Source organism: Streptomyces sp. NPDC023481 (assembly GCF_055560195.1).
This window is the reverse complement of the sequence record NZ_JBVHJE010000001.1, coordinates 518,932-533,746: the sequence shown is the minus strand read 5'-3', so window position 1 is coordinate 533,746 and position 14,815 is coordinate 518,932. Positions and strand designations below refer to the sequence as shown.

Genomic DNA, 14,815 nt, shown 5'->3' with positions numbered 1-14,815 from the left:
AGGGCAGGGCTGTTCTGTAAAGATGCCGTGCGCCACGCATACCCGACACGAGGTGTCGGGATTCCGGAGGAAGCTGCCCCGTATGAACTGGGGAGACTTCCGCACCGCCGTACCCGGGCTGGCACAGACCGCCGAGGAGCGCTTCGGCGCGTACCGGCACCACGTCCTCGCGACCCTCCGCGCGGACGGCTCGCCCCGCACCTGTGGGATCGAGGTCCGTTTCCTGGACGGGGAGCTGTGGTTCGGCATGATGCCGGGCTCCCTGAAGTCCCTCGACCTGCACCGCGACCCGCGTTTCACCCTCCAGGCGAACCCCGGCGAGGGGACGGGCATGGGCGGGGGCGACGTCCGGATCGGTGGGCGGGCGTTCGAGGTGGAGGAGGGCGCGGTCAAGGCGGCGTACGGGAAAGAGGTGGAACCGCCGCAGCCGTTCCACCTCTTCCGCACCGAGCTGACGGAGGTCGTACGGACCACCGTCGAGGACGACACGTATCTGGTCACCCAGGTCTGGAAGCCCGGGCGGCCCCTGCGGACGCTCAGGCGGACCTGAGCGTCAGCGAGCGGGGCTCACTCCCACTCGATCGTCCCCGGCGGCTTGGAGGTCACGTCCAGGACGACCCGGTTGACGTCCCGGACCTCGTTGGTGATCCGGGTGGAGATGCGGCCGAGGACGTCGTACGGCAGCCGGGACCAGTCGGCGGTCATGGCGTCCTCGGAGGAGACCGGGCGCAGGACGATCGGGTGGCCGTAGGTGCGGCCGTCGCCCTGGACGCCCACGCTGCGGACGTCGGCGAGCAGGACCACCGGGCACTGCCAGATGTCCCGGTCCAGGCCGGCCGCGGTCAGCTCCTCGCGGGCGATGGCGTCGGCCTCGCGGAGCAGGTCGAGCCGCTCCTTCGTCACCTCGCCGACGATCCGGATACCCAGGCCGGGGCCGGGGAAGGGCTGGCGCTGGACGATCTCCTCGGGCAGGCCCAGCTCCTGGCCGACCATGCGGACCTCGTCCTTGAACAGCTTGCGCAGCGGCTCGATCAGCTTGAACTCGAGGTCCTCGGGCAGGCCGCCGACGTTGTGGTGTGACTTGATGTTGGCGGCGCCGGTGCCGCCGCCGGACTCGACCACGTCCGGGTACAGGGTGCCCTGGACCAGGAACTCCACGGCCGGGCCCTCGTCGGCGATGATCTCGGCCTGCGCCTGCTCGAAGACGCGGATGAACTCCCGGCCGATGATCTTCCGCTTCTCCTCGGGGTCCGAGACGCCCTTGAGGGCGTTGAGGAAGCGCTCCTCGGCGTCGACGACCTTCAGCTGGACGCCGGTGGCCGCGACGAAGTCCTTCTCGACCTGCTCGGTCTCGCCCTTGCGCATCAGGCCGTGGTCGACGTAGACACAGGTCAGCTGGGAGCCGATGGCCTTCTGGACCAAGGCGGCGGCCACGGCGGAGTCGACACCGCCGGACAGGCCGCAGATCGCGCGCTTGTCGCCGACCATCGCGCGGATGGCCTCGACCTGCTCCTCGATCACGTTGCCGGTGGTCCAGTTCGGCTTCAGCCCGGCACCGCGGTACAGGAAGTGCTCCAGCACCTGCTGGCCGTGCGTGGAGTGCATGACCTCGGGGTGGTACTGGACGCCGTAGAGCTTCTTCTCGTCGTTCTCGAACGCGGCGACCGGGACGACGTCCGTGGACGCGGTCACCGAGAAGCCCTCCGGGGCGGCGGAGCAGGCGTCGCCGTGGGACATCCACACGTGCTGCTCGGCCGGGGTGCCCTCGAAGAGGGTGGAGGAGTTCTTGGCGACGTGCAGGTCGGTACGGCCGTACTCGCGGGCGCCGGTGTTGTCGACGGTGCCGCCGAGGGCCTGGGCCATGAGCTGGAAGCCGTAGCACATGCCGAAGACGGGGACGCCGGCCTCGAAGATCTCGCGGTCGAGGGTGGGGGCGCCCTCCTCGTACACGGACGAGGGGCCGCCGGAGAGGATGATCGCCGCGGGGTTCTTGGCGAGCATCTCGGCGACCGGTGTGGTGCTGGGCACGATCTCGCTGTAGACCCGCGCCTCGCGGACGCGACGGGCGATGAGCTGGGCGTACTGCGCGCCGAAGTCGACGACCAGGACGGTGTCGGAGGTGGCGGCAGACTGGGTCGCTGATGACACGGGGTGCCTTCTGGTGGTCGGGCGGGGGTCTGTACTTCCGATTCTAACGGGGTGAGCGGGGGGCCCGCGGTTCGCGGCGGGGTGGCCCGGGAGGATGCGGTTCGCGGCGGGAAAGGGAAGGCGCGGGGCCCGTGGTTCGCGGCGGGGGGGCTCAGGACCTCCGCTTCCCGACGACATGGCCGCCGACCCCGGGGACGGGCGCCGTGGCATACTGGCCGCATGCGCAAGCACTCGACCTTCGTCTTTACCTATGGCATCCGGCCCGCCGGCTGCCATGGTCGTGCTGCTTGAGCGAACCGCCAAGCGACTTACCAGGCGCCCCGGGCCGACAAGGCCCGGGGCGCCTGTCGTTTTCCGGGTCCTGTCGTTCCAGGGCGGCCGCCTCCCCGACAAGGAGCCCCACATGACCACCACCAGCCCGGAAGCCATCATCAGTCCGGAGGCCACCGCCGGCCCGGAAGCCACCGCCGGCCCGGAAGCCACGGCCGGCCCCGAAGCGGTCATCGCCGACGCCCGTGAGCGCATCGACGCGCTCGACGACCGGATCATCGGCCTCATCCAGGAACGGGTGGCCGTCTCCACCGTGGTCCAGCAGACCCGGATCGCCTCCGGCGGCCGGCGGGTGCACCTCTCCCGCGAGATGGAGATCCTCGCCCGCTACCGGGACGCCCTCGGCAAGCCCGGCACCCACCTCGCCATGACCCTGCTGGAGCTGAGCCGGGGTCGTATCTGAGTTCGGCCCCGCTCTCACCCGTACGGCGCGTGACCGGCCCGCGCACCGCTTCGTTGAGCGGGGTGTCCGTGCCAGCCAGGGGCGGGCCCGAAGAACCACGCGTGGCTCGCTGGAGCGATGAGGCGTACGGGTCGTGCCGCACGCCGTGGGACCTCGCTCCAGGAAGTGACCGGACGGCAGGGGACAGCAGCCCGGTCACCCAAGAGAACGGCCGGCTCCGGGGACGCCCGGGGCCGGCCGGCGGACAACTGAAGACAGGCACAGGGCACACGAACACGCGGCGCACCCCCCCCCGGCGCCGCTCCCGGGCACCGGCGCTGCCCTGACGCCGGTGCTGACCGAGCGAAGGGCCCCGCGGCCTCACCGTCCCGTGGGGCCCTTCGTCATGCCCACGCTCGGACAGCCACCACTCGATGTGACCCGGCTCACACGACAATCCCGGGCCTCCGAAGCAACCCTTCTCACATTTCGCCGATCAAACCTCCCGGATCAACAAACGGTGAGAGGGACCTGCCTTCGGAGGGGGAGGCAGGTCCCTCTGCACCCGCCGCCGCGCTCACTCCTTCGGAGGCACCGCCGGTATCCCCAGGAACGGCAGCCGCAGCGCGCCGAACGCGTCCGCCGGGACCACCGGGGCCTTCGGCTCCACCGGCTTCAGCCGCTCGTACGCCGCCCCCGGCGCCGGCCGCGGGTCCCGCTCGCCCTTGTTGGGCCAGAACGACATCGCCCGCTCGGCCTGCGCGGTGATCGTCAGCGAGGGGTTCACACCCAGGTTCGCCGAGACCGCGGCGCCGTCCACGACCGAGATGCCGGGGTGGCCGTGGAGCCGGTGGTACGGGTCGATCACACCGGTCTCCGCGGAGTCGCCGATGGGGCAGCCGCCGAGGAAGTGCGCGGTGAGCGGGGTGCCCATCAGTTCGCCGACGTTGCTGCCGGCGAAGCCGTTGATCTCGGCGGCGAGCGCGGAGGCGGCCTCCGTGGCGGCCTTGATCTGCTTGGGGTTCGGTGAGCCGTGCCCCTGCCGGGCGGTGAGCAGGCCCTTGCCGACGCCGCCGGGCTTCAGGTACGTCGTCAGGGAGTTGTCCAGCGACTGCATGACCAGCCCGATGATGGTCCGCTCCGACCAGCGCCGGTTGGACAGCGAGCGGGCGACCAGCACCGGGTGCCGGGCCGCGTTCGCCAGCCAGGCCAGCGCACGCGAGGAGCCCTCGGCGTACGGCACCTGCAGGATCGACAGGCCGCCCATCGCGTTGGAGCCCTTGCCGTAGCGGACCGGCTCGATGTGGGTGTTCTCGTCCGGGTGGATCGAGGAGGTGATCGCGACGCCCCGGGTGAAGTCGGCCTTCGCGGCGCCGTGCGCCCTGCCGTAGCGGCGGTTGTCGGTCTGCGCGCCGACCAGGGCCTCGGAGTTGGTGCGGGTGAGGTCGCCGAGCCGGGCGGACAGGTACGGCAGCTGGCGGCCGGCCTTCATGCGGTGCAGCAGGGTCTGGGTGCCGTAGGTGCCGGCCGCGAGGACGACCCTGCGGGCCGTGAAGAGCCGGCCCTCGCCCTTCTTCTTCCGGTCGGTCGGCAGGGTCGCCACCGCGTAGCCGCCCCGCGAGTCGTCCGTGACGGACACGACCGTGGTCAGGGGGTGGACCACCGCGCCCGCCTTCTCGGCGAGGTAGAGGTAGTTCTCGTTCAGGGTGTTCTTCGCGCCGTGCCGGCAGCCGGTCATGCACTCGCCGCACTCGGTGCAGGCGGTGCGCGCGGGACCGGCGCCGCCGAAGTACGGGTCGTTCACCGTCTCCCCCGGCCGGGCCTTCGACGTGCCGTCGGCGTCCTCGCCGTCGCCGAAGAACACGCCCACCGGGGCCATGTGGAAGGTGTCGCCGACGCCCATCCGCTGGGCCGCCGCCTTCAGGTGCACGTCGGAGGGGGTCATGGTGGGGTTGAGCCGGACGCCGAGCATGCGCCGGGCCTGCTCGTAGTACGGCTTCAACTCCTCCTGCCAGTCGGTGATGTGCCGCCACTGGGGGTCGTCGAAGAAGGCCTTCGGCGGTACGTAGAGGGTGTTGGCGTAGTTCAGGGAGCCGCCGCCGACGCCCGCGCCGGCCAGCACCATGACGTTGCCCAGCAGGTGGATGCGCTGGATGCCGTACATGCCGAGTTTCGGGGCCCAGAGGTAGTTCTTCAGGTCCCAGGAGTTCTTGGGGAGGTCCTCGCGGGTGAAGCGGCGGCCGGCCTCCAGGACACCGACCCGGTATCCCTTCTCGGTCAGGCGCAGGGCGGACACGGAACCGCCGAACCCCGATCCGATCACGATGACGTCGTAGTCGTACCCGCCCTCGTCGTCCCGGGTCTGGACGGACTTCTCCTGCGACACGTGCTCTCCTCGTCGAGAACGGGGGTGGTCTGAACGGGGTGGTCTGAACGGGTGTGCGTGTATCGGGGGTGCGTGTATCGGGGGTGGTGGTGACGCGGTGGTCTAGCGGAACCGGAACGCCTTCATCAGGCGGAGGCTCGTGCTCATGAAGCGGGCGTAGGACTCGTCGTCCATCCCGAGCGACGGCGCCATCGGCAGCAGCCGCTGCTGCGCCACCGTCTGGGCCTCCGTGTACTTCAGGATGCCCTCGGAGCCGTGGCGGCGGCCGAGGCCGGAGTCCTTCATGCCGCCCATCGGGGACTGGACGCTGCCGTAGGCGGGCGCGTAGCCCTCGTTGACGTTGACCGTGCCGGTGCGCAGGCGGGCGGCGACGTCCCGGCCGCGGCGGGCGTTCGTCGTCCACACGGAGGAGTTGAGGCCGTACGGCGTGGCGTTGGCGCGTTCGACGGCCTCGTCGTCGCTCTTGAAGCGGTAGACGGAGACGACCGGGCCGAAGGTCTCCTCCTCGCAGACGGACATGGAGGGCTCGACGCCGTCGAGGATGGTGGGCTCGAAGAAGTAGGGGCCGATGTCGGGGCGGGCCACCCCGCCCGCGATCACCTTCGCGCCCTTGTCGACGGCTTCCCGCACATGCCGTTCGACGGTCTCCAGCTGGCGTTCGCCGACCAGTGAGCCCATGTCGGCGCCGTAGGCGAGGGAGTTACCGAGCCGCATGGCCCGGGTGCGGGCGGCGAACCGCTCCAGGAAGGCGTCGGCGATCGACTCGTGGACGTAGAGCCGCTCGATGGAGATGCACAGCTGCCCGGCGGAGGAGAAGCAGGCCCGTACGGCGCCGGCGGCGGCCTTCTCGATGTCGGCGTCCTCCAGCACCAGCATGGCGTTCTTGCCGCCGAGTTCGAGGGAGACGCCGACCAGACGGGAGGCGGCGCCCACGGCGACCTCGCGGCCGGTGCGGGTGGAGCCGGTGAAGGAGACGTAGTCGGCGTGCCTGACCAGTTCCGGGCCGACGACCGGGCCCTCGCCGAGGACGACCTGGAACACGCCGTCGGGCAGCCCGGCCTCGATCAGCAGGTCGCGGGCCCACAGCGCGGTGAGGCAGGTCTCGGTGTCCGGCTTCATCACGACGGCGTTGCCGGCGGCGAAGGCGGGCAGGGCGTCGCCGACGGACAGCTCCAGCGGGTAGTTCCAGGGGGCTATCTGGCCCACGACCCCGCGCGGGTGGCGCAGTTCGGTGACCTTCGTCAGGGTCGGTACGGCGCCCGTGTGCCGCTTGGGCCTGAGGTAGGCGGCGGCGCGCCGGCCGTAGTGGCGGGCCGCGACGGCTACGGCCTGCACCTCCTCGTGTGCGTGCAGGCGGGCCTTGCCGGTCTCCAGCTGGACCAGGTCGAGGACCTCGCCCTGCCGCTCCAGCAGCAGGTCGTGGAAGCGGAGCAGCACGGCGGCCCGCTGCCGGACCGGGACCTTCGCCCATACGGCCTGGGCGGCGCGGGCCGCCTGGAAGGCTTTGCCGACGTCCTCCGGGGTGGACTCGGGCAGCTCGGCCAGCCTCTCGCCGGTGAACGGGGTGTGGTTGGCGGTACGGCCGGAGCCGATGACGCCCTTGGTGAGCTGGGCCACCCACTCCGGCGTGACCACGTCGGCGGCGGTGCGGGCGCCTTCGGGGGCGGGCGCGAGCGGGTTGGTACCGGCGATGTCCGAGGCCTGCGTGTCCGTCATGACGCGCAGGGTATGCCGCGGCGGAGGCTTTGTGTACCCGTCGGTAACGGGGATTCACCGACCGCTCACACGCTGCCAGCGATCACTGGCAGACAACGCGCTGATCAGGGCGTTGAGGGGAGCGGGCCGGGAACGATCAGTCCCCTTCGCTTTTTCGCGCCAGGAGCAGACCGAGCGCGGCCAGGGGGGTGCGGCGGGGGGCGGGAGGCTCGGGGGGCGGGGTGTCTTGTGCGGGGGCCGGGGTGGCGGGTGCGGCATCCGAGGTGGCGGGCGCTGGGTCCGGAACGGCGGGCGCGGGGACGGCGGATGCCAGGCCAGGGCTCACGGTCATAGAGCCCGGGACGGCGGGCGTAGAGCCCGGGGCGGCGGACGCGGGGCCCCGAACGGCGGGCCCGGGGGCGGCGGCCTCCGGAGCGGCGGATGCAGGGCCGGGGCTCACGGTCGTAGGGCCCGGGAGGGTCGGCGTCGGTGTGGTGGGTTCCCCGGCGGGTTCCTGTGTCCGTTGCGGTACGGCGGTGAGGCGCAGGTAGGCCTGGAGCGCGGCCTCCGTCTCCGCCGCGTCGGGACGGGCCGCCGGCTCCTGGGCCTGGAGCCGGTCCAGCAGGGGGCCCAGCGGGCCGGGGTCCGTGTCGCCCACCGCGGCACGCAGCAGCGCGCCCAGGGACCACAGGTCGCTCGCCGGGCCGGCGCCGGGACCCGCCGCCCGCTCGGGCGCGACGAAACCGGCGGGCCCGTCCGGCGCGTGACCGCCGCCGACACCGAAGTCGGTGACGACGACCCGCCCGGTGCCGGACTCCAGCAGGACGTTGGCCGGCTTGACGTCCCGGTGGACGATGCCGACGGCGTGGGCGGCGCGCAGCGCGCCGAGCACCGCGAGACCGATGCGGGCGGCCTCCTCGGGCGGCAGCGGCCCGCGCCGTAGCACCTCGCGCAACGACTCGCCGGACACCAACTCCATGACGATCCAGGGGACTCCGGCCTCGCTGACGACGTCGTACACCGTGACGGCCGAGGGGTGGCGCACCCGGGTGGCGGCCCGGGCCTCGTGGTGCAGCCGGTGCGCGATGCGCCCGCTGTCCTCGTCGGCGGCCGGATCGCCCGGCAGCAGCGGCTCCTTGACGGCGACCTCGCGCCGCCCCGGCTCGTCCCGGGCCCGCCACACGATCCCGGCCGGTCCGGCCCCGAGGCGCCCGGCCAGCCGGTAGCGGCCACCGATCAGACGTGCGTCGGGCGGGTGTTCGCCGTCTTCGGTCATGCCCCATGAGTACCGTGCGCGGCGGGCCGTTGTCGAAACGGGTGCCAGCGGCGGCGCGTTGACCGGTGCGGCCCCGGGTCCCCGGCCCGCACGCTCACCAGTACAGCGAGCCGGTACGGCGGACCGGTACGGCGGACCGGTACGGCGAACCCGTCACGCGCCCGGGGCCGAGAACGTGTCGACCGCCACGTCGAAGTACTCCCGCGCCTCCCGCACCTTCCCGACCGGCGCCGACACCCATACGTCGTACAGCAGCCCGTTCTGCTCCCAGCACAGGTCGTAGGTGTGCCGGGGGCCCTCGGCCGCGCTGAAGCCGTCCCAGGTGAACTCCCAGAACGCGGCCGGGTGTCCGTCGTGCGCGGTGCGGGTGACCCGGCCGTCGTGGTAGCCGGGGTTGGTGGAGGGGCCGGCGGCGGCCGAGCGGTTCATCACGCTCTCGGGACCGCCCGGCTGGGGCGCGCCGATCCTGATGCCCAGGCGGAAGACCTCGCCGGGCGAGAGGTAGAAGACGCGCTGGTCCTGTGCGCTGCGGGTGAAGTGCTCCGGTACGGCGAGGGAGAAGCCGGCCGGGTCCCGGGCGGTGCGGTACCCGGAGGGCGCGGTGTGCGAGCCGCCGGGACCGGCGGTGGCCGTCGGCCCCGGCCGGGTCCCGGTGGGCGTGGGCGACCCGGCCGTACCCCCCGTACCGGTCCGGGACGTCGCCGTACCTGACGTACCCGCCGTACCGGTCCGGGACGTCGCCGTACCGGACGTACCCGCCGTACCGGTCCGGCTCGCCGGGGTCGCCGGGGTCGTCGCCGTACCGCCCGGGGTGCCGCCGCCCCCGTCCCCGCCCCGGTGCAGCAGCAGCGTCGCGGCCGACACGCCGGCCCCGGCCAGCGCGGCGACGAGCAGCGCCGCCACCAGGACCGCGCGCCGGGACGAGCGGGCCGGGGCCGCCTCCGCGGGCGGCGGTGTGCCGTGGGGCGGGTCCGGTCGGGCCGGCGAGTAGGGCACCGGGGGCTTCGCCGCGCGGCCGGCGCCGATGCGGTGGATGAGCCCGCCGTGCGTCCCCGGGGCGCCCTGGCCCGGCGCGTCCGGCGTCCGGCCGGTCTCCAGGTACGTCCGCAGCATCCGCTCGGCGTCCGCCGCGCCCAGCCGCCGGTCCGGGTCGCGCTCCAACAGGCCCCGTACGACGGGCAGCAGCGGCTCGGCCTGGACCGGCGGGCGGATGTCGTCGGTGACGACGGCGTGCAGGATGCCGCCGAGCGAGTCGCGCCGGAAGGGCGACTCGCCGCTGAGCGCCGTGCACAGCAGCGCGCCCAGCGACCACAGGTCGGACTCCGGACCGGTGCGCAGCCCGGACATCCGCTCGGGCGCGGTGTACTCGGGCGAACCGACGAACGAACCGGTCTCGGTGAGCGTGGTGGCGCCCTCGACCTGCGCGATACCGAAGTCGGTGAGGACGACCCGGTCGGTGCCGGCCTCGATCAGGACGTTCGCGGGCTTGATGTCCCGGTGCAGCACCCCCGCCTCGTGTGCGGTGCGTACCGCGCTCAGCAGGGCGACCCCGATCCGCGCGGCCTCGGCGGCGTCCACCGGGCCCTGCCGGACGATCCGTTCGGCGAGCGAGCAGCCGTCGATCAACTCCATGACCAGGTACGGCCGTTCGTCCTGCTCGACCACGTCGTGCACGACGATGATGTGCGGGTGCCGTAACTGGCAGACCGCTCGGGCCTCGCGGAACGTGCGGTCACGGCGGCGGCGCGCGTCGTCGTCCGGGAGCGAGTCGTCCGGGAGGAGTTCCTTGACCGCCACCCGGCGGCCGAGCACCTGGTCGCTCGCCCGCCACACGACGCCCATGCCGCCGCGCCCGATGCGTTCCTCCAGGCGGTAACGGCCCGCGATCAGCCGGAAGCCGGCTCCCTCGGTCCCCATGCGCCCCATCATGCCGCACGGGACGCCCGCCCTCCGGGGCGCAGCCCGGCCAAGACACCCCGCGCAGCCAGCCATTTTCGGCCGACTCGGGCGCGCCGGTGCGGTCGGCTCAGCCCTCGTCCGGCTGCTGCCAGCCGCGCAGCACCCAGGAGAACTGCTTGCCGGTCGTCGACCAGTCACCGGCCGGTGAGGACATGTAGATCGCGTACTCGGTGCCCTGGCGCGAGAAGTACGTCTCCTCGACGGCGTGGCGCGGACCGGCCACGTAGGGCGGGTCCTTCTTCAGCGCGGTCCAGGTGTACTCCCATCGCGCGCCCTTGCGGTCGCGGTAGAGGTTCTCCTGCAGCGTGATGCGCCGGTAGTCGACCAGGCGTTGGAGTTGCAGCTCCAGGTCCTTCTGGTGGGAGAGGGCGTCGAAGTAGTCCGGTGAGGTGTCGATGGCGATGCGGACGAAGTGGAGGCCCTTGTCCGGGGTGTAGTCGATCTGCTTGAGGTCGCCGTCGATGCCGTACACCTTGCGCTTCCAGCCCTTGGGCAGGGAGAGGCTGAAGCCCAGCGGGTCGTGGTACGTCCTCCAGTCGGCCGGGAGCGCGCCCTCGGCGGCGGGCGTGGCGCTGTCGGCGGGCGCCGGGGCCGGGCTCGTACCGCCGCCGGAGCCGGTGTCCGTGCCGCCCCACCGCTGGATCGCCATCGCCCCGGCGCCGCCGAGCACCGCCGCGACGGCGACGACCAGCGCGAGGGTGCGCAGCCGCCGGCGGGGCCGGGCCGGCGCCGAGCCGCCCGCCGCGAACACGCCGTCCGCCGGCGCCACCGCCGTCGGCCCGGTCGCGGAACGACCACCGCCGCCACCGCCAGCGGTGGCCACCGCGCCGTGCCCGGGGGACGAAGTCCCGGAACCGGGGCCGTAGCCACCGCCGGAGGGGCCCGAGCCCTGGCCGGCGCCCGATGTCCCGCGGTCCACGCCGTGGTCGGAGGCGGGCGCGTCCCGGTCCGGGCGGGTGTGGATGCCCGAGCCGTGGGTCGGCACGAAGGCCTGGGCCGCGCGCGGGCGGCGCCCCTCCGCGGCCTCCGCGAGCATCTGCTCGGCCTCCTCCGCGCCCGGTCGCCCGGCCGGTTCCTTGCACAGGAGCGCGGCGATGACCGGGGCGAGCGGACCGGCGTGCAGCGGCTCGCCGGCCTCCTCCTCGACGACCGCCTGCATGGTGGTCAGCGGCGAGGTGCGCCGGAACGGCGAGCGCCCTTCGACCGCCGTGTAGAGCGTGGCGCCGAGCGCCCACAGGTCGGAGGCGGGCCCGGGGTCGTGGCCGCGGACCCGTTCGGGCGCCAGGTAGTCGACGGAGCCGACGACCTCCCCGGTGCGCGTGATGGTGGTGTCGCCCTCGATCTGGGCGATGCCGAAGTCGGTGAGCAGGACCCGGCCGTCGTCGCCGAGCAGCACGTTGCCCGGCTTGACGTCCCGGTGCAGCACCCCGGCGGAGTGCGCGGCGCGCAGCGCCCGCAGCACCCACAGCCCGATCCGCGCGGCCTCCGCCGGCGCCACGCGCCCCCGCTCCTTGACCGCGTCGGCCAGCGAGGCGCCCTCGACCAGTTCCATCACGATCCACGGGCGGCCGTCGTGTTCCAGCACGTCGTGCACGGTGACGACGGCGGAGTGGTTGATGCGCGCGGCGGCCCGCGCCTCGGCCCGGGTGCGGGCGAGCAGGACGGCCTGGTCGCTGTCGGAGACGTAGAGCGCGGCGGTCAACTCCTTGATGGCGACCTGCCGGTGCAGCACCTCGTCGTGGGCGCGCCACACCCGGCCCATGCCGCCGCTGCCGATGGAGTCGGCGAGCCGGTAGCGGCCCGCTATGAGCAGGCCCTGCATCTGATTCACGTTGCCCCGCAATGCTCTTGACTGGGTCAGACTAAGGACCGGCCTGCTCGCAGGGAACCAGTGGGGTCCCAAGGAAACCGCACTGTGACGATGGTCATTTCCGCGCGAGAAAGGGAACCGGAGCCACTTCGTCCGCCCTCGTGTACGCGCTGCTCAACCGGTGTAGCGATACGTCGCGGTAGCCTGCTCGTACAGCCGTGTCACCTCGTCGCGCTCGGCCTCGGGGCCGCGCACCTGGACGATGTGGTATCTCCCGTTCAGCAGCAGGGCCATGTTCCGCACGAAGAGGTCCCGGCCCTGCCCGTCGGTCCAGGTGAACTGCCCCTCGGCCATGGTCCGTCCGCCCACCTCGATGGTCCGCAGCCCGGCGGCCGTGGCCCAGCTGGAGTCGCGGTACGGCTGGAGTTCGCGCTCCTTGTCCCGCTGGTAGACCATCGGATCGCTGCCGTACGCGGACGTGCCGTCCCGGCCCGGTACGACGATCAGCTCGAAGTTCCCGTGTGTGTACACCACCTGGCCGCTGCCGTTCTTCGGGGTGCGGTCCCAGCCCTCGGCGACGGCGACCTGGAAGCCGTCCGGGTCCTTGCGCAGCGTGAACCCGTCCGGAACGGAGGGGTCCCCGCCGGTCTGCGTCTCGGTCGCGGGCGCGGAGGCGGTCGCTTCACCGCCCGGTGTGCCCGGACCGCCTGACGGCTGCCCGGTGTTCGAGGGCGCGGGGCTCGCCTGTCCGGCGCTGCCGGTACGGTCGCCGCCCGCCGCGCCGCTCGCGCCCTGCTTCGGCATGAACAGCATCGCGTACGCGATCGCGCCGGCCAGCAGGAGCAGGACCAGCAGGAGCAGGGTCCGGCCCAGGCTGCGCGGCGAACGGGCCTCCTCCCGGGCCCGCTTGTGCCGGCCGTGCGGATGGGCCGCGGGCAGTCCGGCGCGCCGCCGGCGCACCAACTCGCCGCGGCGCCGCACGATCGGCAGCCGGCTCGGGTCGGCGGGCGGCACCGGCACCACGCGGGTACCGGCGTCCGGCTCGGGCGCGGACCGCACCAGCGACCGCAGCCAGCCGCTCAGTTCCTCCACGTCGGGCCGCTCGGTGGGGTCCTGACGCAGCAGCGACTCCACGACCGGGCGCAGCGGGCCGCACTCCTCGGCGAAGGCGGGCGGCTCGGCGCACACCAGCTGCACCAGCTCGGCCGTCGAATCCTCCGGGTAGGGCGCGTGCCCCTGTACGGCCCGGAACAGCAGGGCGCCCAGCGCCCACAGGTCGGTCGCCGGGCCGATCGGCGCCGCCAGCTGCCAGTTCTCGTGCACGGGGCCGGCCTGTTCCGGCGCCCAGCGCTCGGTCACCGGCCCCACCACGGTCATCCGCACCTGCCGCGCCCGCTCGGCGGCCAGCGCGGTCCCGGGCCCCCGGCGTACGGCACCCGGCTCGTCCCACCGGCCGCCGCTCTGCGCGGGCACGGCGGACCGCGAGCCCGGCTCGGCGTCCGGCCCGTACCCCTGGCCCGGCACGGAGGCGCGCGAGGGCCGGGGATCCGCCGCGGGCAGCCCCGGCCGGAGCGGACCGGCGTCCAGGGAGGCCGGGGGCGCGCCGCCGGCTCCGGTACGGGGCGCGGCACCGCGCCAGGGGGCACCCCGCACCCCGTAGGGGTCGGCTGTCCGCCCGGGCGGCCCCGCGCTCCCGGCGTCCGGGGAGTCGTACGGATACCGCGCCGCCCCGGCGTCCGGGGAGAACGACGCCGCCCCCGTGCCCTCCTGGCCTCCCGTGCCGGCGTCGCCCTCCCCGGAGGAGCGCGCACCGGGCAGAGCCGCGCGCCCCCTCTGCTGCGCCTCGTGCATCCGGGAGGCGGCGCGGGCGCCCGCGCGGTAGGCCGCGATGGCCCCCGCCCGGGCGGCCCGGATGTCGGCGCCGCTCTCCGGGGCCGGCTGTCCCGCGGGGCGTGCCACCCCGTTCGCGTCCGGCGCCGGGAGACCGCCGGCCGCCCGTGCCTGGATCGCGGCCCGCCGCGCGGCCTCGGGATCGAGGTCCGCGACCGGGTCACCGGGCGCCTCCGTGCCCGCCGCGCCGGGACCGAAGCCGAGGGGGCCGTCGGCGGAGTACGGCTCACCGGCCGGGTCCGGGGCCTCGGGCGCCGGCACCGGGTCGTACCCGCACAGCGCCTCCTCCGCCGCGCCGACCGCCAGACCGGTGACCATCACACGGCCGTCGTCGCAGACCAGGACGGTACGAGCGGTGAGATTGCGGTGCACCCAGCCGTGGGCGTGCAGCACCCGCAGCGCCATGAGCACGTCGGAGGCGACCTCGGCCGCCCGGTACGGCGACAGCGGCTGCTGGGCGAGGAGTGCGGCCAGCGGACGCGCCGCCACCAGTTCGCTGACGACCCACAGCGAGCCGCCCTCGGCGAACACGTCGAAGACCTGGTCCAGGCGCGGGTGGTCGGGGATGCCGGCCGCGGCCTGCGCCGCCTCGACGGCGCGCCGCACCGCCGGGTCGGCGGGCTGCCGGGTGGCGGTCCTGCCGTCGGGCGGCCGGCGGCCGCCCTGCCGTGCGGTGAACCCCTCGGGCAGTCCCTCCGCGTCGAGCACCTCGGCCTCGACGACCTCCGGCAACGGCACCTGCCGGACGAGGACCTCCTGACCGCTGTAGGTGTCGAAGGCCCGGGTCTCGGTGAGTTCGTACTCGTCGGAGGGCGGCAGCGGCAGGCGGTAGCGGTCGGCGAGCACCCGGCCCGCGTAGTCGTCCACTGTGCCTCCCCCGGCCGCCCGGTTGGTCATGTCCGATCGCCTCGCGGTCCGTTTCGCTCACGCATGCGGCTG

General features: G+C 74.0%; 9 protein-coding genes. 2 read left to right on the top strand and 7 right to left on the bottom strand.

Annotated elements, in window-relative coordinates; all coding sequences use genetic code 11:
* Positions 1-82 precede the first annotated feature (82 nt).
* Positions 83-550 (top strand): pyridoxamine 5'-phosphate oxidase family protein, encoded by a 468-nt coding sequence (locus tag ACZ3ZD_RS02575; protein ID WP_467392652.1) that lies wholly within the window; start codon positions 83-85, stop codon positions 548-550.
* 17 nt (positions 551-567) lie between these two features.
* On the opposite strand, the gene guaA is transcribed toward ACZ3ZD_RS02575, so the two are convergent.
* The gene (gene guaA, locus ACZ3ZD_RS02570; RefSeq protein WP_467392650.1) at positions 568-2,148 is read right to left on the bottom strand and encodes a glutamine-hydrolyzing GMP synthase; all 1,581 of its coding nucleotides are present in this window, start codon (positions 2,146-2,148) and stop codon (positions 568-570) included.
* A gap of 403 nt (positions 2,149-2,551) precedes the next feature.
* Between guaA and ACZ3ZD_RS02565 the strand changes: the two genes are divergently transcribed.
* Positions 2,552-2,881 carry a chorismate mutase gene (locus ACZ3ZD_RS02565; RefSeq protein ID WP_467392648.1) on the top strand — a complete coding sequence of 110 codons (330 nt, stop codon included), beginning with the start codon at positions 2,552-2,554 and terminating at the stop codon, positions 2,879-2,881.
* A 556-nt stretch (positions 2,882-3,437) separates the two neighbouring features.
* On the opposite strand, the gene ACZ3ZD_RS02560 is transcribed toward ACZ3ZD_RS02565, so the two are convergent.
* The 6 genes from ACZ3ZD_RS02560 to ACZ3ZD_RS02535 form a co-directional block, all read right to left on the bottom strand.
* Positions 3,438-5,246 (bottom strand): GMC oxidoreductase, encoded by a 1,809-nt coding sequence (locus ACZ3ZD_RS02560; protein ID WP_467392646.1) that lies wholly within the window; start codon positions 5,244-5,246, stop codon positions 3,438-3,440.
* A gap of 102 nt (positions 5,247-5,348) precedes the next feature.
* Positions 5,349-6,962, bottom strand: coding sequence for a succinic semialdehyde dehydrogenase (locus ACZ3ZD_RS02555; protein WP_467392644.1), 1,614 nt, complete (start codon positions 6,960-6,962; stop codon positions 5,349-5,351).
* A gap of 136 nt (positions 6,963-7,098) precedes the next feature.
* Entirely contained in the window at positions 7,099-8,217 is a 1,119-nt protein-coding gene (locus ACZ3ZD_RS02550; RefSeq protein WP_467392642.1) for a serine/threonine-protein kinase, read from the bottom strand.
* A 153-nt stretch (positions 8,218-8,370) separates the two neighbouring features.
* Positions 8,371-10,134, bottom strand: coding sequence for a serine/threonine-protein kinase (locus ACZ3ZD_RS02545; protein WP_467392640.1), 1,764 nt, complete (start codon positions 10,132-10,134; stop codon positions 8,371-8,373).
* 109 nt (positions 10,135-10,243) lie between these two features.
* Positions 10,244-11,998, bottom strand: a complete 1,755-nt coding sequence (locus tag ACZ3ZD_RS02540) for a serine/threonine-protein kinase (protein WP_467392638.1) — start codon at positions 11,996-11,998, stop codon at positions 10,244-10,246.
* A gap of 162 nt (positions 11,999-12,160) precedes the next feature.
* Complete coding sequence (locus ACZ3ZD_RS02535; protein WP_467392636.1) at positions 12,161-14,773, bottom strand: protein kinase; 2,613 nt, start codon at positions 14,771-14,773, stop codon at positions 12,161-12,163.
* Between the last annotated feature and the right edge of the window lie 42 nt (positions 14,774-14,815).

Bases quoted from the DNA above. Each gene is read 5' to 3' on its own strand.
- ACZ3ZD_RS02575 (WP_467392652.1), top strand. From the start codon at position 83: ATGAACTGGGGAGACTTCCGCACCGCCGTACCCGGGCTGGCACAGACC.
- ACZ3ZD_RS02565 (WP_467392648.1), top strand. From the start codon at position 2,552: ATGACCACCACCAGCCCGGAAGCCATCATCAGTCCGGAGGCCACCGCC.
- ACZ3ZD_RS02555 (WP_467392644.1), bottom strand. From the start codon at position 6,962: ATGACGGACACGCAGGCCTCGGACATCGCCGGTACCAACCCGCTCGCG.
- ACZ3ZD_RS02550 (WP_467392642.1), bottom strand. From the start codon at position 8,217: ATGACCGAAGACGGCGAACACCCGCCCGACGCACGTCTGATCGGTGGC.
- ACZ3ZD_RS02545 (WP_467392640.1), bottom strand. From the start codon at position 10,134: ATGGGGACCGAGGGAGCCGGCTTCCGGCTGATCGCGGGCCGTTACCGC.
- ACZ3ZD_RS02540 (WP_467392638.1), bottom strand. From the start codon at position 11,998: ATGCAGGGCCTGCTCATAGCGGGCCGCTACCGGCTCGCCGACTCCATC.
- ACZ3ZD_RS02535 (WP_467392636.1), bottom strand. From the start codon at position 14,773: ATGACCAACCGGGCGGCCGGGGGAGGCACAGTGGACGACTACGCGGGC.